The following is a 19750-nucleotide window of genomic DNA, read 5'->3' as shown; positions in this document are numbered from 1 at the left end:
GGGGAGAAGGAAACTTGTGGCTAATGTCGATGTTCGAAGCCGAGCATGCGTCCGAGGCGGGACGCATAGAACTCGCCGACGATCCCGCGCCGGAACAGCAGCACGCACACCATGAAGACGATGCCGGTGATGATGGTGACGGGGAATTCCGAGGTCGCGAGATAATTCCCGAGCGCCACCACGAGGCCGGCGCCGATCACCGGCCCGACGAGCGTGCCGATCCCGCCGAGCAGCGTCATCAGGATCACCTCGCCGGACATCTGCCAGGTGACGTCGGTGAGCGTCGCGAACTGGAAGACCAGTGCTTTCAGCCCGCCGGCGAGCCCCGCAAGCGCCGCCGACATCACGAAGGCGCCGAGCTTGTAGCGCGCCACCGAATAGCCGAGCGAGGTTGCACGAACCTCGTTTTCGCGGATCGACTTCAGGATCATGCCGAACGGTGAATTGATGAAGCGCCAGATCACCAGCATGCCGATGAGGAAAACCCCGAGCACGAAGAAGTACATGTTGAGCGGTGTACCGAGATCGATGAAGCCGAGGAGCTTTCCGCGCGGCACGGACTGGATACCGTCCTCGCCGTGGGTGAATTCCGCCTGGAGGCAGAAGAAGTAGAACATCTGCGCGAGCGCCAGCGTGATCATCGCGAAGTAAATGCCCTGCCGGCGGATCGCGAAGATGCCCATGACGAGGCCAAGAACGGCCGCGCCTGCAACCCCGACGAGGAGCCCGAGTTCCGGCGGGAAGCCCCATTCCTTGACCGCATGAGCCGTGAAATAGGCGGCTCCTCCGAAGAACGTCGCGTGCCCGAAGGAAAGAAGCCCGGTATAGCCGAGCAGCAGGTTGAAAGAGCCCGCAAACAAGGCGAAGCACAGGAGCTTCATCACGAAGATCGGGTAGAGGAAGAAGGGGGCGGCGGCGAGAAGGCCGATGCCGCCCGCAAGCAGGATCACCTGCACGAGGGCGGGGCGTCCGCCGCCGATGTCGGAAGTGGTCGTTACCTGTGCCATGTCATGCATCCCGGCCGAAGAGGCCTGCCGGCCTGATGAGAAGAATGATCGCCATGATGACGAAGATCACGATGTTGGATGCCTCCGGATAGAAGACCTTGGTCAGCCCTTCGGCGATCCCCAGCATGTAGCCGGTGACGATCGCCCCCATGATCGAACCCATGCCGCCGACGACCACCACCGCGAAGACGACGATGATGATATTGGACCCCATGAGCGGCGACACCTGGTAGACCGGGGCGGCGAGCACGCCGGCGAAGGCCGCGAGCGCCACGCCGAGACCATAGGTGAGGGTCAGGAGTACCGGCACGTTGACGCCGAAGACCTGCACGAGCGTCGAGTTTTCCGTCGCAGCGCGCAGGTAGGCGCCGAGCTTTGTCCTCTCGATCAAAAGCCAAGTGGCGAGGCAGACCACGAGCGACACCACGACCACCCATCCGCGATAGATGGGCAGGAACATGAAGCCGAGATTGGTGCCACCCGCAAGTGCCGCCGGCGTCGCATAGGGTTGTCCCGACGCGCCGTAGATGTAGCGGAACGTGCCTTCGATCGTCAGTGCTAGGCCGAAGGTGAAGAGGAGCCCGTAGAGCGGGTCGAGCTCGTAGAGACGCCGGAGGAAGAGCCGTTCGATCGCCGCGCCGAAGAGGCCGACGATCAGCGGCGCGAGGATCAGCGCCGGCCAGTAGCCGATGCCCCCGAAAGTCAGCAGCAGATAGGCGACGAAGGCGCCGAGCATGTACTGCGCGCCGTGGGCGAAGTTAATCATCCGCAGGAGGCCGAAGATGATCGCGAGGCCGAGGCTCAGCAGGGCATAGAAGGAGCCGTTGATGAGGCCGATCAGGAGCTGTCCGAGGAGTGCCTGGAGCGGAATGCCGAAGATTGTCGCCATGGTTCAGACCCCCAGGACCTTGTGGAGCATGTCCATGCGCTCTGGCAGCTCCTCCACCTTGAACTCGGAAACCATCTGGCCGTGCTCCATCAGGTAGAAGCGGTCGGCCACGCGGCTTGCGAAACGGAAGTTCTGCTCGACGAGCAACACGGTCATGCCGCGTTCCTTGAGCGTCTTCAGCACTTCGCCAATGCGCTGGACGATGACAGGGGCAAGCCCCTCCGTCGGTTCGTCGAGAATCAGCAGCTTGACGCCGGTCCGCAGGATGCGGGCGATCGCCAGCATCTGCTGCTCGCCGCCGGAAAGGCGGGTGCCGGGGCTGTTGCGCCGCTCCTGGAGGTTCGGGAAGAGCTCGAATATCTCGTCGAGCGACATGCCACCTTCCGCGACCTGCGGCGGCAGCATGAGGTTTTCCATGACCGAAAGGGTCGAGAAGATGCCGCGTTCTTCCGGCACGAAGCCTATGCCGCAGCGGGCGGTGCGGTGCAGGGGCACCTTCATCATGTCGGTGCCGTTGAAAACGATCTCACCCTTGCGGGCGCGCACGATCCCGACCAGCGTGCGCAGCGTCGTCGTCTTGCCGACGCCGTTGCGGCCGAGAATGGTGACCGTCTCGCCTTCGCGAACGGTCATGTCGACGCCGTGCAGGATATGGCTTTCGCCGTACCAGGCGTTGAGGCCGCGGACCTCGAGAAGTGCCGTCATCTTTACGCCTCCTCCGTGCCCATGTAGGCGACGCGCACGCGCGGGTCGCTGCTGACCGTCTCATAGTCGCCCTCGGCGAGGATCTCGCCGCGTTGCAGGACGGTGACGTGGTGGCAGATGTCGGCGACGACCGAGAGATTGTGCTCGACCATCAGCACGGCGCGGGTCTTTGCGACCTCGCGGATGAGGCTGGCGATCACACGCACATCCTCCTGGCCCATGCCGGCGAGCGGCTCGTCGAGGAGCAAGACCTTGGGATCGAGGGCGAGCGTCGTTGCGATCTCCAGCGCGCGCTTGCGGCCATAGGAAAGATCGGCGGCGATCGTGTTGCGCTCCCGGACGAGGCCGACGCTTTCGAGCAGGTTCTCGGCGCGTGGCGTCAGTGCGTCGAGCGCCGAAAGCGGACGCCAGAACTGGTGGGCGAGGCCGTTGGGGCGTTGGAGCGCCACGCGCACATTGTCGAGCACGCTCAGGTGCGGGAACACCGCGGAAATCTGGAAGGAACGCACGAGCCCCATCCGCGCGACCTTGTCGGCCGGTGTGCTGGTGATTTCCTCGCCGAGCAGCGTGATCGTGCCCGCCGTCGGCTGCAGGAATTTCGTGAGCAGGTTGAAGACGGTGGTCTTGCCCGCACCGTTCGGCCCGATCAGGGCGTGCACGCGTGCATGATGGACATCGAGATCGACGTCCCGGACGGCGGTGAAGCCGCCGAAATCGCGGCGGAGGCCGCGCGCGGACAAGACCACGCGCGGCTCCGTAGAAGTTCTTTCGGAAGGAAGGCTCATCATTTACGGCCGAGGCTTACTTCACGAGCTCGCAACCGCTCTTGGTCGGATCGATATAGGCTTCCTTGCCGGGAATGGTCGCGAGAACGTTGAAGTAGTCCCAGGGCTCCTTGCTGTCGCCGGGCTTCTTCACCTCGAGCAGGTACATGTCGTGGAACATGCGGCCATTGGGGCCGACCGTGCCGCCGCGGCCGAAGACGTCATCTACCGGCATTTCGTGCAGGGCCTTGGAGACGGCTTCCGTCTCGTCCGTTCCGGCCTTGTCGATCGCCTTCAGGTACTGCAGGACGGCGGAATAGGTGCCGGCATGGACCATGTTCGGCATCTTGCCGGTGCGCTCGAAAAAGCGCTTGCCGAACTTCTGGCTGTCTTCGTCGCGGTTCCAGTAGAAGCCTTCCGTGAGCGTCAGGCCCTGGGCCGCCTCGAGCCCGAGGCCATGGACTTCGGCGAGCGTGAAGAGGAGAGCTGCGAGACGCTGGCCGCCCTGGGTGATGCCGAACTCGGCCGCCTGCTTGATCGCGTTCTGCGTGTCGGCGCCGGCGTTGGCGAGGCCGACCACCTTGGCGCCCGAGGACTGTGCCTGCAGCAGGAAGGACGAGAAGTCGGTGGTCGCGAGCGGATGGCGCACCGCGCCGACGACGCTACCGCCGTTCGCCTTCACGAAGTCGCTGGTCTGCTGTTCGAGGGAGTAGCCGAAGGCATAGTCGGCGGTCAGGAAGAACCAGCTGTCGCCGCCCTGTTTCACGAGCGCGCCGCCGGTGCCGACTGCGAGCGCATGGGTATCATAGGCCCAGTGGAAACCGTAGGGGCTGCACTGTTTGCCGGTGAGTTCGGTGGTGGCAGCGCCGGTGACGATGTCGATCTTCTTCTTTTCCTTGCCGATCGCCTGGACGGCCAGCGCGACGGAAGAGGTCGTCAGTTCCATGATCGCGTCGACCTGCTCGGTGTCGTACCACTGGCGGGCGATGTTGGAGGCGATGTCCGGCTTGTTCTGGTGGTCGGCATCGACGATCTCGACGGGTACGCCGAGCACCTTGCCGCCGTAATCCTCGATCGCCATCTTGGCGGCTTCGACCGACGACTTGCCGCCGAAGTCGGCGTAGACGCCGGACTGGTCGTTCAGGATGCCGATCTTGACTTTGCCGTCCGATGCGTCGGCCAGAGCAGCGGTGCTGCTCGCCAGCACGATCGCCAGCGACGCGATGAGATTCTTGCGCATATGGTCTCCTCCCAGAGTCTTCCAGACTGCGAATCTGTTCAATTTTGACCAGCCGCGCTCCTCAACGCGGCCAATCGTGGGCGCATGATCCGGGAAAAGATCGATTGACGCAAGTTTTAGCGCCGACTAATTGCAAACAGGTTCTGTTCGTTTTTGAACAGATATCGGGAGCGACGATGCATTTTACCTGGGACGATCTACAGTATTTCCTGGCGGTGGCCCGCACGGGGCAGTTGTCGACCGCGGCAAGGCAGCTTCGGACCAGCCACGCGACCGTCTCGCGGCGGATCGACCGGCTGGAATTCGCCTTGAAGGTCAAGCTCTTCGAGCGCAACCCGCGCGGCTACGTGCTGACCGGCATGGGACAGCGCTTCGTCGAGACGGCCGAGAAGATGGAGCAGGAGACGGAGCGGCTGCAGGCCGATCTGGCCGGTGGCGGCAGCGCGCAGCGCGGCGTGGTCCGCCTCAGCGCGCCGGAAGGCTTTGCCAATTTCTTCTTCACGGGCACGCTTCAGACCTTCGCAGCAGCGTTGCCGAACATCTCGCTCGAGCTCGTGACGATCCAGCAGATCATGGCGCTCTCGCGCAAGGAGGCCGATCTCGCGGTCGTCCTCGATCCGCCGAAGGCGGGCCCGTATTTTTCCGAGAAGCTCTGCGACTACCGGCTGAAGATCTACGGCACGCGGGGGTACCTCGAGAGCCGGGGTGCTCCGCGGAGCCGCGACGACCTGCTGGACCACACCTTCATCGGCTATATCGAAGACATGATCTTCGCGCCCGGCCTCGACTATCTCGGCGACATCCATCCGCGGATAAAGCCGCGTTTCCAGAGTTCGAGCATCTTCGCGCAGCTGACGGCGACGCGGAACGGGCTGGGGCTCTGCGTGCTGCCGATCTTCATCGCGAAGCACTATCCGGAGCTGGAGGTCGTTCTCGAAGACGAGGTCGAACTGCTGCGCCACTACTGGATCACCTGCCACCGCGATCTGCGGCAGGTGGGGCGCGTTAGGAGCGTCATCGAGTTTCTCAGGGCGAGCGTGCGGGAAAGCATGGACGCCTTTCTGGGGACGGCAACGGTGAAACCCGGCGAGAGTAGTCCTGTGGGGGCGGCGGAAGCGCTCTCACGCGTTCCGTAACCGCCCTTCCGCGAGGTCGAGCACCGACTTTGCAGCGTCCATGACGTTGGTGCCGGGGCCGAAGACGGCGGCGACGCCGTGGTCCATGAGGTAGTCGTAGTCCTGGCGCGGGATGACCCCACCGACGACGACGATGACGTCTTCGGCACCCTTCGCCTTCAGCGCCTCGATGAGCTGCGGGGCGAGCGTCTTGTGGCCGGCGGCGAGCGAGGACATGCCGACGACCTGCACCTTCTCGGCGACGGCAAGATCGGCGGCCTCCTCCGGCGTCTGGAAGAGCGGCCCGGCGATCACCTCGAAACCGATATCGCCGAAGGCCGACGCGATTACCTTGGCGCCGCGGTCATGTCCGTCCTGGCCGAGCTTGGCGACGAGGATGCGCGGGGCCGCGCCCTTGACGTCGCGGTAGTGCTTCAGGCGGTCGGAAAGCGTCGCCAGCTCCGGATCGCCTTCATAGGCCTTGCCGTAGATGTTGCGGACGACCTTCGGGACGGCCGTATGGTCGCCGAAAACCTTGCGCATGGCGTCGGAGATTTCGCCGACGCTCGCCCGTGCGCGGGCTGCCTCGACGGCGGCTTCGAGCAGATTGCCTTCACCGCTTTCTGCAACGGCCGCAAGCCGGGCAAGGGCCGCCTCGACGGCCCTGGGGTCGCGCTGACGCCGGATCTGTTCGAGCCGCTTGATCTGGGCGGCCCGCACGGCCGAATTGTCGATCTCCAGGATGTCGATCGGCTGCTCGTCGTTCAAACGGAACTTGTTGACGCCGACGATCACCTCTTCGCCCTTGTCGACCGCCGCCTGACGGCGGGTCGCGGCTTCCTCGATCAGGCGCTTCGGCAGGCCTTCGTCGACGGCCCTGGTCATGCCGCCGAGGCGTTCCACTTCCTCGATCAGGGCCCAGGCCTTTTCCGCCAGTTCGTTGGTCAGGCTCTCGACATAGTAGGAGCCTGCGAGCGGATCGACGACCTTGGTGATGCCGGTCTCGTTCTGCAGGATGAGCTGGGTGTTGCGGGCGATGCGCGCGGAAAAGTCGGTCGGCAACGCGATCGCCTCGTCGAGCGCGTTGGTGTGCAGCGACTGGGTGCCGCCGAGCGCCGCCGACAGCGCCTCGTAGGCCGTGCGGATGACGTTGTTGTAGGGGTCCTGTTCCTGCAGCGACACGCCGGAGGTCTGGCAGTGGGTGCGCAGCATCAGCGAGGACGCCTTCTGGGGCTGGAACTCCTCCATGATGCGGGTCCAGAGCAGGCGGGCGGCGCGCAGCTTCGCCGCCTCCATGAAGAAGTTCATGCCGATCGCGAAGAAGAAGGAGAGGCGGCCGGCGAAATCATCGACGTTCAGGCCCTTCTTCAGGGCGGCACGGACATACTCGCGCCCGTCGGCGAGCGTGAAGGCGAGTTCCTGCACCAGCGTCGCCCCGGCTTCCTGCATGTGATAGCCGGAGATCGAGATCGAGTTGAACTTCGGCATCTCCTTCGCCGTGTATTCGATGATGTCGGCAATGATCCGCATGGAGGGTTCCGGCGGATAGATGTAGGTGTTGCGGACCATGAACTCCTTCAGGATATCGTTCTGGATGGTCCCGGAAAGCTGCGCCCGCGGCACGCCCTGTTCCTCGCCGGCGACGATGAAGTTCGCGAGGATCGGGATCACCGCACCGTTCATGGTCATCGAGACGGAGATCTTCTCGAGCGGGATGCCGTCGAAGAGGATCTTCATGTCCTCGACGCTGTCGATCGCCACACCCGCCTTGCCGACATCGCCGACGACGCGCGGATGGTCGCTGTCATAGCCGCGATGGGTCGCGAGGTCGAAGGCGACGGAGACGCCCTGCTGGCCGGCCGCAAGATTGCGGCGGTAGAAGGCGTTCGATTCCTCCGCGGTGGAAAAGCCCGCATACTGGCGGATCGTCCAGGGCCGCCCGGCATACATGGTGGCGCGCGGACCGCGGACGAAGGGCGCAAATCCCGGCAGGCTGTCGAGATGCTCGATGCCTTCGAGATCCTCGGCCGTGTAGAGCGGCTTGACGTCGATGCCTTCCGGCGTGTGCCAGGTGAGGCTCTCGGCCGGGCGCTTCAGTTCCTTCTCGGCCAGCGCTTCCCAGTCCTTGATGGTTTTCTTGGTCATTGCCGGATTCCCCCGAGGTGACGCTGACTTGAATGGTGTGCGGCGCCAGACGCGTGGTATGCATCGCAGCCGCTGAATTTGACCCGAATATCGCTCGGTAGTATCTTCCGACACTCAACCGGAGCGCCGTGCCATGTCCGTGAAAGCCTCTGTTTCCCTGTCTCCTCAGCAGGAAGAGTTTGTCCGCAAGTTGGTCGAGGAAGGCCATTATCCGAGCTTGAGCGCCGTTGTCGAGCGGGGGCTGGAACTCGTGCGCGAAGAGACCGAGATGAAGGAGGAGGAGCTTGCGGTTCTGAAGGCTCTGCTCGACCGACGGCGCCAAGGCGAATTCCTGTCTGAAGCCGAAAGTCGCAAGCGCATTGACGCGATGATCGCCGCGAAGAAGGCCCAATATGGCCTATGAAGTCAGGCGATCTGCGGAAAGCGACCGCGATCTGGACCTGATTTTCGATCACCTCGTCAACTCCTACCTCAGCTTCGGCGATTCCATAGTCGAGGCGTTTTCTCGGGCGACGGCTCGTGTCCGCAGGATCGAGGCGGACATGGATGCCCTGGCCGATGCGCCTTACCAGGGAACGCTCTGGCCCGAGGTTGCGACGGGATTGCGTCATGTGACGAAAAACCGGGCGATCTTCTATTTCGACGTCGATGACGAACGGCAGCTCGTACGGGTACTTGCCATCTTCTTCGGCGGTCAGGATCATCAGCGGCTCATGCTGGTACGCCTCGGCACCGGGCGCTGACGGTCCGGACACAAGCCTTCGGCTGGCCGATGTCGTGTTGTGCCATTGCCCCTCATCCCCCTGCCGGGACCTTCTCCCCGTCATGACGGGGAGAAGGCGGAGTGCCGCAACGTCTCCGTCCCCTCGCCCCGCTTGCGGGGCGAGGGTCAGGGTGAGGGGCAGGGGCGCCAACATCACTCGAACTCCATGATCAGTTCGTCCACGGCGAGGCTCTGGCCGGCGGCGGCCGCGACCCGCTTGACCACGCCTCGCTTCTCCGCCTTCAGCACATTTTCCATCTTCATCGCCTCGACGGTTGCGAGCGCCTGGCCGGCCTCGACCTGATCGCCCTCGCTGACGGCGATCGCGGTGATGACGCCCGGCATCGGGCAGAGCAGCATTTTCGAGGTATCCGGCGGCAGTTTTTCCGGCATCAGCTTCGCAAGCTCAGCGACGCGCGGCGAGCGCACGCGCGCGATCACGTCCATGCCGCGCCAGCGCAGCCGGATGCCGGCGCCCGCAAGGCCGATCTTGACGCCGATGGTCACGCCGTCGACATGGAAGCGGGCATGGGCCTGTCCCGGAACCCAGCCGCCGGTGATCGACGATACGGCACCGTCGGCAAAGCGGGCGAAGGTGCCGTCCGCCGAGGTTTCCACCGTCAGCGGATATTCGTGCCCGGCGAGCGTTACCACCCAGTCGCGGCCGACGATGCGGCGGTGATTGCCGATGGTTCCGGAAATCTGCACGGCGCGATCCTGCAGGATCTGGTTGATGAAGGCGGCGATGGCCGCGAGCTTGCGGGCCGAATCCGCGTCCGGTGCCACGCCGGAAAAGCCTTCCGGGAATTCTTCGGCGATGAAGGCGGTGGTGAGCCGACCTTCGCGGAAGCGCTCGTGTTCCATCACGGCGGAGAGGAAAGGCAGGTTGTGGCCGATGCCCTCGACCTCGAAATCGTCGAGTGCCGCGCTCATCGCGTCGACCGCCTCGAGGCGGCTCGGCGCCCAGGTGCAGAGCTTGGCGATCATCGGGTCGTAATACATCGAGATTTCGCCGCCTTCGTAGACGCCGGTATCGTTGCGGATCACCGTGCCGTCGTCCTGGCGGCCTTCGACCGGCGGACGGTAGCGGGTGAGCCGCCCGATCGACGGCAGGAAGTTGCGGTAGGGGTCCTCCGCATAGAGGCGGCTTTCGATCGCCCAGCCATTGAGCTTCACGTCTTCCTGGGCGAAGGCGAGCTTCTCGCCGGAGGCCACCCGGATCATCTGCTCGACGAGATCGAGGCCGGTGACGAGCTCGGTCACCGGATGTTCGACCTGCAGGCGGGTGTTCATCTCGAGGAAGTAGAACTTGTTCTCCTTGCCGTCGACGATAAATTCCACCGTGCCGGCGGAGTGGTAGCCCACGGCCTTTGCGAGCGCGACGGCCTGCTCGCCCATCGCCTTGCGGGTCGCTGCGTCGAGGAACGGCGAGGGGGCCTCCTCGATGACTTTCTGGTTGCGCCGCTGGATCGAGCATTCGCGCTCGCCGAGATAGAGCACGTTGCCGTGCTTGTCGCCGAGCACCTGGATTTCGATGTGGCGGGGCTCGGTGACAAACTTCTCGATGAAGATGCGGTCGTCGCCGAAGGAATTCTTCGCCTCGTTTTTCGACGACTGGAAGCCTTCGCGGGCTTCCTCGGCATTCCATGCGATGCGCATGCCCTTGCCGCCGCCGCCGGCGGACGCCTTGATCATCACCGGATAACCGATCTGGCCGGAAATCTTCACCGCCTCGTCGGCATCCTCGATCAGGCCCATATGGCCGGGAACGGTGGAGACGCCGGCTTCGGCGGCAAGCTTCTTCGAGGTGATCTTGTCGCCCATCGCCTGGATCGCCTCGACCGGCGGGCCGACGAAGGTGATGCCTTCATTGGCGAGCGCGTCGGCGAAGACGGCGTTTTCCGAGAGGAAGCCGTAGCCCGGATGGACGGCATCGGCGCCCGACTTGCGGATCGCCTCGAGGATCTTCTCGATGACGATGTAGGACTGGTTCGACGGTGCCGGGCCGATATGGATCGCCTCGTCGGCCATCTTCACATGCAGCGCATCGCGGTCGGCGTCGGAATAGACGGCAACGGTGGCGATGCCCATCTTCTTCGCCGTCTTGATCACACGGCAGGCGATCTCGCCACGGTTGGCGATGAGGATTTTCTGGATCATTGGCGATTGCCTCCCACGGCCGGGGTTTCGATGATGGTAAGAAAGATTGCCGGTACATGGTCGGTCAGCCACACGCCGTTTTCGGCCTGGAAGAAGGTGTGTCCACCTTCCACCATTCGGTTGGCATTCACGGAAAGCACGACGGGTTTGCCATAGCGGGCGCCAACCTGCGTTGCCGTCTCCTGATCCGCAGACAAATGGACGTGCTGTCGGCTTCCGGGGCGAAGGCCCTCGGCAAGTATCGCGTCCAGGAAGCGGGTCGCCGTGCCATGAAACAGTTGCGCGGGTGGCTGCGATGGAGCATGACCGAGATTGACCTTGATCGAATGCCCTTGAGCTGCCCGAATGCGAGTCCCGTCCTCGGACAGGGTGAAACGCTTCTTCTCGCTTTCGCGGACGGTGCGCAGCAGCATTTCCTGGTCGATGGCCTGTCCAGCCGCGTTCGCTTTTCTGACGAGGGTGTCAATGTCTGTCCAGCCTTCGCCGTCCAGATCGAGCCCGATACTCTCTGGCGCATGCCGCAGGACATAACTAAGGAATTTGCTGGTTTCGGCACTCATGGACGGGCCAATTCCACGGGCATCGATAGCCCGACTTGCATAACGATCATTCCTATGGCCTCCCCAGCCATCCGTTCATTGTCGCTCGCTATTCCCGCGCCTTCTTCTTCAGACCTTTAGCCACGCTCTGCTCGTCCTTCACCTCGCCGAAGGCTTCCGGGAAGTTCTTGCGGGCCAGCGGCTCGTTGATCTTCAGCTTGGCAAAGTATGATTGCGGATCAAACCCGCGCTCGGCGGCGATGACTTCCCGGCCAAAGAGGCGGCAGAGGCGTTCGCCGTCGAGGTTGCCCCGTTCGAAGGGTTCCGTGCCGAAATACTGCCAGAGCGCCTGCATGAAGCCGAGGTCGGCGAGTGCCACCGTCTGGTCCATGGTGCGGTGGCGCGGCCAGTTGGTGACGGGCGTCACCTTGGGGTTGGCGCGGCGGATCGTGTATTGCCACTGCGTTCCGGGCAGACCGAGCGGAAAGCCCTGGTGTTTCGGCATGAGCGGATCTTTTGCCATGGGTTTAGACCTCGAACACGTCTTCGAAGGATTCCGGGAAGCTCTTGCGGGCCACGCGCTCGTCGATGACAAGCATGGCCTCGTAGGAAAGCGGGTCGAAATCCTTGTCAGCCGCGACGACTTCACGGCCGAACAGCAGGTTGAGGCGAGCGGCGTCCAGGTTGCCGCGCTCGAAGGGCTCCGGCCCGAAATGATGCCAGAGGGCATGCAGGAAGGCCGCGTCGATGCGGTGCTCCTTGGTGCCTGGCCTCGCCTTGCGCGGCAGGGCCTTCAGCGGGGTCACGCCCTTGGGGTTGGCGCGGCGGATGGTGAACTGCACACCGGTTCCCGGCATACCGGACGGGAACCCCTTGTGCTTGGTCATGTCGGGAAGGTCGGCCATCAGCGTTCTCCCCTCACAACGGGATCGTGTCGTGTTTTCTCCAGCGGGTCTCCACCTGCTTGTTGCGAAGCGAGGCAAAGGCGCGGGCGATGCGGCGGCGGGAGGAGTGCGGCATGATCACTTCGTCGATGAAGCCGCGTTCGGCGGCGACGAAGGGATTGGCGAAGCGCTCCTCGTATTCCTTCGTGCGGGCGGCGATCTTGTCGGCGTCACCGAGTTCGGAGCGGTAGAGGATCTCGGTCGCGCCCTTGGCGCCCATGACGGCGATCTCGGCGGTCGGCCAGGCATAGTTGATGTCGGCGCCGATGTGCTTGGAGGCCATGACGTCGTAGGCGCCGCCATAGGCCTTGCGGGTGATGAGCGTCACCATCGGCACGGTCGCCTGGCTGTAGGCGAAGAGGAGCTTGGCGCCGTGCTTGATGACGCCGCCATATTCCTGCGCCGTGCCGGGCAGGAAGCCGGGCACGTCGACCAGCGTCAGGATCGGGATCGAGAAGGCATCGCAGAAGCGGACGAAGCGGGCGGCCTTGCGCGAACTGTCGATGTCGAGGCAGCCGGCGAGCACCATCGGCTGGTTGGCGACGACGCCGACCGTCTGGCCCTCCATGCGGATGAAGCCGGTGACGATGTTCCTGGCGAAGGCTTCCTGGATCTCGAAGAAATCGCCCTCGTCGGCCAGAGCGTAGATCAGCTCCTTCATGTCGTAGGGCTTGTTCGACGAATCCGGGATCAGCGTGTCGAGGCGCATTTCGAGGCGGGCGGGATCGTCGTGGAACGGCCGGACCGGCGGCTTTTCGCGGTTGTTCAAGGGCAGGAAGTCGAAGAGCAGGCGAACCTGTTCCAGGGCCTCGATGTCGTTTTCGTAGGCGCCGTCGGCAACCGAGGACTTCGTCGTGTGGGTGCGCGCGCCGCCGAGTTCCTCGGCGGTGACGATCTCGTTGGTGACGGTCTTCACGACGTCCGGGCCGGTGACGAACATGTAGGAACTATCCCGGACCATGAAGATGAAGTCGGTCATCGCCGGCGAATAGACCGCGCCGCCGGCGCAGGGGCCCATGATGACGGAAATCTGCGGGATGATGCCGGAGGCATCGACATTGCGCTTGAAGACGTCGGCATAGCCGGCGAGCGAGGCGACGCCTTCCTGGATGCGGGCGCCGCCCGAGTCGTTCAGGCCGATCACGGGTGCACCGTTCTTCACGGCCATGTCCATGATCTTGCAGATCTTCTGGGCGTGGGTCTCCGACAGCGAGCCGCCGAGGACAGTGAAGTCCTGTGAGAAGACATAGACCTGCCGGCCGTTGATCGTGCCCCAGCCGGTGACGACGCCGTCGCCGGCGATCTTTTGCTCCGGCATGCCGAAGTCGGTGCAGCGGTGGGTGACGTACATGTCGTATTCTTCGAAGGAGCCTTCATCGAGAAGGACCTCGATGCGTTCGCGCGCCGTCAGCTTGCCCTTGGCGTGCTGGGCGTCGATGCGCCGCTGTCCGCCGCCCATATGGGCTTCGGCGCGCCGGGCTTCGAGCTGGTCCAATATCAATCGCATGCTTCCTCCCGATGGTCTTCAAGGCCTGCAAGTCAAGTTGTGCCCTTAAACACAGTGCCCGGCAAAGAAAATGATTGAACAGGCGCAGTTGCGGATTTATAAATTTGCAAACAGCAAAATGCGAAATTGCAAAATGGCAATCGGAAAACTCTTCATCGGCCGCAAGGTGCGCGAACTGCGCCAGGCGAACCATGCCACCCAGGCCCAGTTTGCCGACAAGATCGGCATTTCGACAAGCTACCTCAACCAGATCGAGAACAACCAGCGGCCGATCTCCGCCGCTGTCCTGCTGGCGCTGGCGGAAAAGTTCGGCATCGACATTGCTGAGCTTTCGTCCGGGCAGAACGACCGCCTGCTCTCGGCGCTGACCGAGGCGCTGTCCGATCCGCTCTTCGAGCAGTATTCGCCGAGCCTGCAGGAGCTGAAGCTGGTGACGCAGAACGCACCCGGCCTCGCGCATGCGCTGATTGACTGCCATCAGGCCTACCGGCGCAACAGCGAGCAGCTCGCAAGCTATGACGACCGCTTCGGCGGTGCGGCGCCCAACGAAACAACCTCCTATGACGAGGTGCGCGACTTCTTCCATTTCGTCGACAACTATATCCACGAGCTCGACGTCGAGGCGGAGAACCTCGCAGCTGAACTCAAGCTCGGGGAGGGGGACAACCACGCCGCACTTTCCGCCTGTCTCGAGCGGCGATACGGCGTGCGTGTCGTGCGCGGCGAGGCCGGCGACGAGGCGATCCGGCGTTTCGACCCGGCAAGCCGCATCCTGACGATCAGCCGCTATGCGGCGGCCCCGACGCGCGACTTCCAGCTCGCGGTGCAGATCGCCCAGATGCATGCGGCACCGAAGATCGAGCAGGTGCTGAAACAGGCGGGATTCCGCACCGAGGAGGCGGTGGAAATCTGCCGCCTCGGGCTGGAAAACTACTTTGCCGGTGCGCTGGTCCTGCCCTACCGCACCTTCCACCAGGCGGCACGGGAGCTGCGGCACGACGTCGAGCTTCTGGCGGCCCGTTTTGGCGCCTCGCTCGAGCAGGTCTGCCATCGGTTGTCGACGCTGCAGCGTCCGGGGCTCAAGGGCGTGCCGATCTTCTTCGCCCGCATCGACCGGGCCGGCAACATCACCAAGCGGCACAGCGCCGCCCGGCTGCAGTTCGCCCGTTTCGGCGCAGCCTGTCCGCTCTGGAATGCGCATCAGGCCTTCGAAATGCCGGGCCGGATCATCCGGCAGCTCGCCGAGACCCCGGACGGGGTGCGCTATCTCTGCGTCGCCACGCAGGTGAACAAGGGATCGGTCGGCTTCCGTGCGTCACAGCCGAGCTACGCGCTGGCGCTCGGCTGCGAAATCTCCTACGCGGATCAATTCGTCTATGCCGACGGCCTCGACCTCAACAACCGCGCCGCCTACGATCCGATCGGCATCTCCTGCCGCATCTGCGAGCGGACGAAATGCACGAGCCGCGCCGTGCCGCCCCTGAAGCGCAAGCTCGTCGTCGACCATCGCCTCAGAAACGCGGTCCCTTACGAAATCGAGTGAACGGCTGGCCTGCGCCCAAAAGGCGCAGCGGTCAGCCGAACAGCGGCTCGGGATGCGGCCGGAAGAAGGCGTCGACGATCGCCGGGCCGACGGCGTCCAGTGTGGCCGGCGACCATTTCGGGTTGCGGTCCTTGTCGATGATCGCGGCGCGAATGCCTTCGTAGAAGTCGGGCGTGCGGAGGATCTGGTCGGTCGCGGCGAATTCGCGTTCGAGGCAGGTTTCGAGATCGGGCGACGACCGGCCCTTGCGCAGGAGCGCCAGCGTCACCTTGAGGCTCGTCGGCGAGCGCGTCAGCATCGTGGCGCGCGCCTTTGTCGCGAACTCGCTGGTCTCCAGGCTGAGAGCGTCGAGGATTTCTTCGATCGTGTCGAAGGCGAAGCAACGGTCGATCAGGTTGCGGTGTTCGGCGAAGGCGAGCGCCGTCGCCGGGTTCGCTGCCTCGGCGATGACGGCGGCGACGTCGTTGTGTCCGGCGGTGGCGGGAAGGGACGCGAGCGCCTCGGCGATCTCGGAAACCTGCGAGGTATCGACCAGCCAGTCGGCGAAGCCTGCGGCAATCGCATCGGTCGCGCCGACCGGCTCGCCGGTGAGCCCCATATAGGTGCCGAGTTCGCCGGGCGCCTGCGAGAGCAGCCAGGTTGCGCCGACATCGGGGAAGAAGCCGATGCCGGTCTCCGGCATGGCGAGGCGCGCCGTCTCGGTGGCGATCCGGTGGCTGGCATGGCCGGATAGCCCGACGCCGCCGCCCATGGTGATGCCTTCGATCAGGACCACGTAAGGTTTCGGATAGGAGCCGATCCGCGCGTTGAGCCGGTACTCCTCGCGCCAGAAGGTCGCGGGCTCCGGGCTGCCCGCCTTGCCGCCTTCGTAGAGCATCTTGATGTCGCCGCCGGCACAGAAGCCGCGCTCGCCTTCCCCCGTCACCATGACGGCGGCGATCGTCGGGTCCTTCTCGAAATCGTCGAGGGCAGCGTCGATGGCGCGGACCATGCCGAGCGACAGGCTGTTGATGATCCGCGGCCGATTGAGGCTGATCAGCCCGAGCGTGCCCGACCGGCCGGTCAGCACCTCTTCACCGGCTGTGGCGACATCAAAGAACTTCATCAATGCTCCTCCTCGTCCTGCCTCTTCCGCGCCGTTGCTCCACCCGCGGCGCTCCGCTCATAGCACATGGCCGGGGGCATGACCTCCCTGCCTTTGGTCGGGTTTCGTTCAGCCGACGACGTTGCGCGGCGTTCCCCGCTGGAAAAGCTCGATGTTTTCGACGAGCTGGTCGGCGAGCGCCTGCACGGCCTCCCGGCTCGCCCAGGCGACGTGCGGGGTCAGGATGACGTTGGGACGATCGGCGATCCGCATCATCGGACTGTCGGCGGCCGGCGGTTCGCCGTTGGTCACGTCGAAGCCGGCGCCGGCGATCTGTCCCGCATCGAGTGCGGCCATCAGCGCCTGTTCGTCGACGAGGCCGCCGCGGCCGGTGTTGATGAGGATCGGCCTGCGCTCCATCAGCGCGAACTCGCGCGTGGCGATGATCCCGCGGGTTTCTGTGTTCAGCGGGCAGTGCAGGGTGATGACGCCGCTTCGGCGCATCACCTCGTCGAAGGCGGTCCGGCCCGACGGCGGCATGCCGGCACCCTTGCGGTCGGCGACCAGCACCGTCATGCCGAAGGCCTCGGCGATGCGGGCGACGGAGCGGCCGAGCGCCCCGTAGCCGATGATCCCGAGCGTCGAGCCGGCGAGGTCGGAGATCGGATGATCGAAGAAGCAGAACTGCCGGGCTTCCTGCCAGCGGCCGTCGATCACCGACTGCCGATAGGAAACGATGCTGCGCCTCAGCGCCAGCATCAGGGCAAAGGTATGCTCGGGAACCGTGTTCGTCGCGTAGTTGCGGATGTTGCAGACGGTGATGCCGGCCTTACGGCAGGCGGCGAGATCGACGCAGTCCGTGCCCGTTGCGGCGACCGCGATCAGCTTCAGCCTCGGTGCGCCCGCGATCGCATCGGCGCGGATCGGCGCCTTGTTGGTGATGACGATGTCGGCGTCGGCGATCCGGCTCGCGACCTCGTCCGGGGCGCTGCGGCCGTAGAGCACCAGGTCGTGCGGGAAATCCGGCGCGCGAAGCGTCGTCTCCGGCGAGAGCGTGTCACGATCCAGAAACACGATGCTGGTCATCGGCAGTCAGTCCTCCGTCTCCTGACTTGCAGCATTAGAATGGCGAAGCGCGAGCGGGCAAGGTCGCGCCGCCTGAAAGCAGTCTTTCTCCACATGAGGGTCTCCTGCGACGATTGGCCGGGCGTTCCGCGCCTACCGCTGCGGCTTTGCAATTGCCTCCGTGGGAACCGAGGCGTACAACAATCGCAGCGGGAACCGCCCCGCATCTCGTGCGTTTGTCGACAGGACGATCGTTGAAGGAGAAGTGACATGGCTGCAGTCTCGATGACTGGCAAGGCAGGCGAAAAGGCGCAAGAAGAGGCCATCGGCAATGCCGATGCGAACCTCCAGGACGTTCAGGCCGAGCTCGACAACCTGCGCCGCGACATCGCCGCCCTGACGCAGGCGATCGCGTCTCTCGGCAACGCCAAGCTCCAGGAAGCGGGTGCGCGCGCCACCGAAATGGGCGCAGAGATGGCGGGCGCCTCGGCCGCGGCCTACCAGTCTGCCCGCGAAAGCCTTGCCTCGGCCGAGCAGGATCTCGAGACCCGCATCCGCAACAATCCGTTGCAGGCGGTCGGGATCGCCGCCGGCATCGGCTTCCTCGCCGCGCTGCTGACACGGCGTTGATCCCATGAACCTCATCGCGGAAGTCCTGGCCAGCCTCGCCTTGCGGCGTGTCCGCCCTGTTGTGGAAGGCGTCAAACGCAACACGGTCGCTGCAATCCTGCTGATCGTGCTCTTTGTTACCGCCTATGCCGCACTCGTCGTCGCGCTCGCGCTCTACGTCGCCGAGACGGCGGGACCGGTCACGGCGGCGCTCGTCGTGGCGTTGACGGCGATCGCCCTGGCCCTGGTGGTGATCGCGGTCGTGATGGTTCTCAACCACCAGGCCCGCAAGGAGGCGCTGATGCGCCAGCAAATGGCCGCGACGATGGGCGACCCGTTCACCACGGGATTGATCGCCGAGGTGCCTCTGATGATGCGTGAAAGTCCGATCGCCACCACCGCAATGATCGGGTGTCTGGTCTATGCGCTGGCGAAGGTTGGCGGGGTGGGAAGGAAGAGCTGACCGGCGACGGAGAAGCGCGGTTGCGAACGGCCTGGAAACGGGCCGGATGGATCACTTCTTGACGCCGCTGTGTTCCGCGTGATCGAGACGTTCCAGCAAGTCCAGGAGATGTTTCGGCGTGCCTTCCTCGACGATACTATCGTAGTATCCTCGCAGCTTTGAAGCGATCAGGGTGTTGGATAATTCTCTTTCCGTGTCTGATCGCTTTGTCTTCGCCTCGCGGGCCTTGATATTCTCCCGTGCCGCCATGAACCCCGTTCACCCCGTCGCAGTATAACGAACTCCCCAGAAACCGTACTAGCATAGAAAAGTTCCGCCGCGCAGGAACCTTTTCGCGCCTCACGCGTTCCTTTTGCTCAATGCAGGCGGGGAGGCGGGAATGAGCACACTTGCCGCGCTTATGGTTCTGGTCGCATGCCATCCGGACGAGGGACGCTGCATGAAGGAGCCCGTTGCCGTCTTCTCCTTTGACAGCCGCTCGGCGTGCATGGCTGCCCTCCCCGGGGAGCTGAGGAAAGCCCGTCGGCTCACTCCTGTCATCCATGCCGACTGCATACCCGTTCAGGCGGACCTGATCGCAGGTCGTACGCCCATTCTCCAGCGGATCGAGCCGAAGCGCCTGGCCGCACTCTTGGACGAAACCAACGCGCCCTCTGGCGTTCCCCTGCTTGCGCTCACCGCGCGGCAGCCGGTGCCGGTTCCCTCTGAGCGCTACTGAACGAGAGGTCCCCGGTTCTACTCTGCGTGTTTGCACTGCCGCGTGGGAAGTCGGCGGCGGCCGAGATGGTCGCCGTCAGAGGCCCCGGATGTCGCGGTCGTCACACGCTACGGAAGAAACGGCTCACGAGCGATATCAGGAAGAGGACGATAAAGACAAAGAAGAGGATCTTCGCGATACCGGCCGAAGCCCCGGCAATGCCGCCGAAGCCCAGTACGCCTGCGACCAATGCGACGACGAGAAAGAGAAGTGCGTAGTAAAGCATGGCTTTTCTCCTTACCTGCGTCCGTCAAGAACGTTCCGCCCTGCCAAATGTTCCGCGGTCTCGAAAAGAGCCGGTTGCGCTGTCATGTCTCCGGGTTATGCCAAAAAAAGCGCCAGTTCTACCAATCCGTGCAGAATGGAGGTATGCTGGACACGTTCCTCGAGCTTCAGGAGAGGCTCGACGCGGCGGAAAGGAACGCCGAGGGGCACCACGTCACTGGAGACA

22 protein-coding genes are annotated in these 19750 nt (G+C 64.2%); 7 read left to right on the top strand and 15 right to left on the bottom strand.

Annotated features, from left to right (window positions below; all coding sequences use genetic code 11):
* Nucleotides 1-20 precede the first annotated feature (20 nt).
* Genes DFR48_RS20835 through DFR48_RS20815 form a run of 5 tightly spaced genes read right to left on the bottom strand, consistent with a single transcriptional unit; the run spans nt 21 to nt 4605 of the window.
* Nucleotides 21-1007: a branched-chain amino acid ABC transporter permease gene (locus DFR48_RS20835; protein WP_114365143.1), complete on the bottom strand. Its 987-nt coding sequence runs from the start codon at nt 1005-1007 to the stop codon at nt 21-23.
* 1 nt (nt 1008) lies between these two features.
* Nucleotides 1009-1896 carry a branched-chain amino acid ABC transporter permease gene (locus DFR48_RS20830; protein ID WP_114365142.1) on the bottom strand — a complete coding sequence of 296 codons (888 nt, stop codon included), beginning with the start codon at nt 1894-1896 and terminating at the stop codon, nt 1009-1011.
* 3 nt (nt 1897-1899) lie between these two features.
* Nucleotides 1900-2601 (bottom strand): ABC transporter ATP-binding protein, encoded by a 702-nt coding sequence (locus tag DFR48_RS20825; protein ID WP_114365141.1) that lies wholly within the window; start codon nt 2599-2601, stop codon nt 1900-1902.
* A gap of 2 nt (nt 2602-2603) precedes the next feature.
* The gene (locus DFR48_RS20820) at nt 2604-3386 is read right to left on the bottom strand and encodes an ABC transporter ATP-binding protein (protein ID WP_114365184.1); all 783 of its coding nucleotides are present in this window, start codon (nt 3384-3386) and stop codon (nt 2604-2606) included.
* Nucleotides 3387-3402: 16 nt separating this feature from the next.
* On the bottom strand, nt 3403-4605 hold the full coding sequence (locus DFR48_RS20815) for an ABC transporter substrate-binding protein (protein ID WP_114365140.1): 1203 nt from the start codon (nt 4603-4605) through the stop codon (nt 3403-3405).
* A 176-nt stretch (nt 4606-4781) separates the two neighbouring features.
* On the opposite strand from DFR48_RS20815, the gene DFR48_RS20810 reads away from it, so the two are divergent.
* Complete coding sequence (locus DFR48_RS20810) at nt 4782-5741, top strand: LysR family transcriptional regulator (protein WP_114365139.1); 960 nt, start codon at nt 4782-4784, stop codon at nt 5739-5741.
* Here the strand turns inward: DFR48_RS20810 and scpA are convergent.
* Nucleotides 5727-7865, bottom strand: a complete 2139-nt coding sequence (gene scpA / locus DFR48_RS20805; protein ID WP_114365138.1) for a methylmalonyl-CoA mutase — start codon at nt 7863-7865, stop codon at nt 5727-5729. The two genes, DFR48_RS20810 and scpA, sit on opposite strands and share 15 nt — an antisense overlap.
* A gap of 133 nt (nt 7866-7998) precedes the next feature.
* Between scpA and DFR48_RS20800 the strand changes: the two genes are divergently transcribed.
* Together DFR48_RS20800 and DFR48_RS20795 are read left to right on the top strand one after the other, a co-directional pair.
* Nucleotides 7999-8268 (top strand): ribbon-helix-helix domain-containing protein, encoded by a 270-nt coding sequence (locus tag DFR48_RS20800; protein WP_114365137.1) that lies wholly within the window; start codon nt 7999-8001, stop codon nt 8266-8268.
* Entirely contained in the window at nt 8258-8608 is a 351-nt protein-coding gene (locus tag DFR48_RS20795; RefSeq protein WP_114365136.1) for a type II toxin-antitoxin system RelE/ParE family toxin, read from the top strand. The genes DFR48_RS20800 and DFR48_RS20795 overlap by 11 nt, the downstream gene beginning before the upstream one ends.
* A gap of 173 nt (nt 8609-8781) precedes the next feature.
* Here the strand turns inward: DFR48_RS20795 and DFR48_RS20790 are convergent, their stop codons facing one another.
* The 5 genes from DFR48_RS20790 to DFR48_RS20770 all read right to left on the bottom strand — a co-directional run bounded on the left by DFR48_RS20790 (nt 8782) and on the right by DFR48_RS20770 (nt 13778).
* A complete protein-coding gene (locus tag DFR48_RS20790; RefSeq protein WP_114365135.1) occupies nt 8782-10788 on the bottom strand; it encodes an acetyl-CoA carboxylase biotin carboxylase subunit in 2007 nt (668 codons plus the stop codon).
* Nucleotides 10785-11348 carry an RNA 2'-phosphotransferase gene (locus DFR48_RS20785; protein ID WP_114365134.1) on the bottom strand — a complete coding sequence of 188 codons (564 nt, stop codon included), beginning with the start codon at nt 11346-11348 and terminating at the stop codon, nt 10785-10787. The genes DFR48_RS20790 and DFR48_RS20785 overlap by 4 nt, the downstream gene beginning before the upstream one ends.
* A gap of 88 nt (nt 11349-11436) precedes the next feature.
* On the bottom strand, nt 11437-11850 hold the full coding sequence (locus tag DFR48_RS20780; RefSeq protein ID WP_114365133.1) for a hypothetical protein: 414 nt from the start codon (nt 11848-11850) through the stop codon (nt 11437-11439).
* 4 nt (nt 11851-11854) lie between these two features.
* Nucleotides 11855-12232, bottom strand: a complete 378-nt coding sequence (locus DFR48_RS20775) for a hypothetical protein (protein WP_114365132.1) — start codon at nt 12230-12232, stop codon at nt 11855-11857.
* A 13-nt stretch (nt 12233-12245) separates the two neighbouring features.
* Complete coding sequence (locus DFR48_RS20770; protein WP_114365131.1) at nt 12246-13778, bottom strand: acyl-CoA carboxylase subunit beta; 1533 nt, start codon at nt 13776-13778, stop codon at nt 12246-12248.
* 133 nt (nt 13779-13911) lie between these two features.
* Between DFR48_RS20770 and DFR48_RS20765 the strand changes: the two genes are divergently transcribed.
* Entirely contained in the window at nt 13912-15321 is a 1410-nt protein-coding gene (locus DFR48_RS20765) for a helix-turn-helix domain-containing protein (RefSeq protein ID WP_114365130.1), read from the top strand.
* A 31-nt stretch (nt 15322-15352) separates the two neighbouring features.
* Here the strand turns inward: DFR48_RS20765 and DFR48_RS20760 are convergent, their stop codons facing one another.
* Complete coding sequence (locus tag DFR48_RS20760; protein WP_114365129.1) at nt 15353-16426, bottom strand: enoyl-CoA hydratase/isomerase family protein; 1074 nt, start codon at nt 16424-16426, stop codon at nt 15353-15355.
* A gap of 108 nt (nt 16427-16534) precedes the next feature.
* Nucleotides 16535-17491 (bottom strand): D-2-hydroxyacid dehydrogenase, encoded by a 957-nt coding sequence (locus DFR48_RS20755; RefSeq protein WP_114365128.1) that lies wholly within the window; start codon nt 17489-17491, stop codon nt 16535-16537.
* A 249-nt stretch (nt 17492-17740) separates the two neighbouring features.
* On the opposite strand from DFR48_RS20755, the gene DFR48_RS20750 reads away from it, so the two are divergent.
* Nucleotides 17741-18100 carry an ElaB/YgaM/YqjD family protein gene (locus tag DFR48_RS20750; RefSeq protein WP_114365127.1) on the top strand — a complete coding sequence of 120 codons (360 nt, stop codon included), beginning with the start codon at nt 17741-17743 and terminating at the stop codon, nt 18098-18100.
* Nucleotides 18101-18104: 4 nt separating this feature from the next.
* The gene (locus DFR48_RS20745) at nt 18105-18542 is read left to right on the top strand and encodes a hypothetical protein (RefSeq protein ID WP_114365126.1); all 438 of its coding nucleotides are present in this window, start codon (nt 18105-18107) and stop codon (nt 18540-18542) included.
* A 51-nt stretch (nt 18543-18593) separates the two neighbouring features.
* On the opposite strand, the gene DFR48_RS20740 is transcribed toward DFR48_RS20745, so the two are convergent.
* Nucleotides 18594-18791 carry a NepR family anti-sigma factor gene (locus tag DFR48_RS20740; protein ID WP_114365125.1) on the bottom strand — a complete coding sequence of 66 codons (198 nt, stop codon included), beginning with the start codon at nt 18789-18791 and terminating at the stop codon, nt 18594-18596.
* A gap of 130 nt (nt 18792-18921) precedes the next feature.
* Here DFR48_RS20740 and DFR48_RS20735 point away from each other — a divergent pair, with 130 nt between their 5' ends.
* The gene (locus DFR48_RS20735) at nt 18922-19260 is read left to right on the top strand and encodes a hypothetical protein (protein WP_114365124.1); all 339 of its coding nucleotides are present in this window, start codon (nt 18922-18924) and stop codon (nt 19258-19260) included.
* A 100-nt stretch (nt 19261-19360) separates the two neighbouring features.
* On the opposite strand, the gene DFR48_RS20730 is transcribed toward DFR48_RS20735, so the two are convergent.
* On the bottom strand, nt 19361-19525 hold the full coding sequence (locus DFR48_RS20730; RefSeq protein WP_114365123.1) for a DUF1328 domain-containing protein: 165 nt from the start codon (nt 19523-19525) through the stop codon (nt 19361-19363).
* Between the last annotated feature and the right edge of the window lie 225 nt (nt 19526-19750).

It is taken from the genome of Ciceribacter lividus (assembly GCF_003337715.1).
GTDB classification, from domain to species: domain Bacteria; phylum Pseudomonadota; class Alphaproteobacteria; order Rhizobiales; family Rhizobiaceae; genus Allorhizobium; species Allorhizobium lividum.
This window is presented reverse-complemented; position numbering and strand designations above follow the sequence as displayed.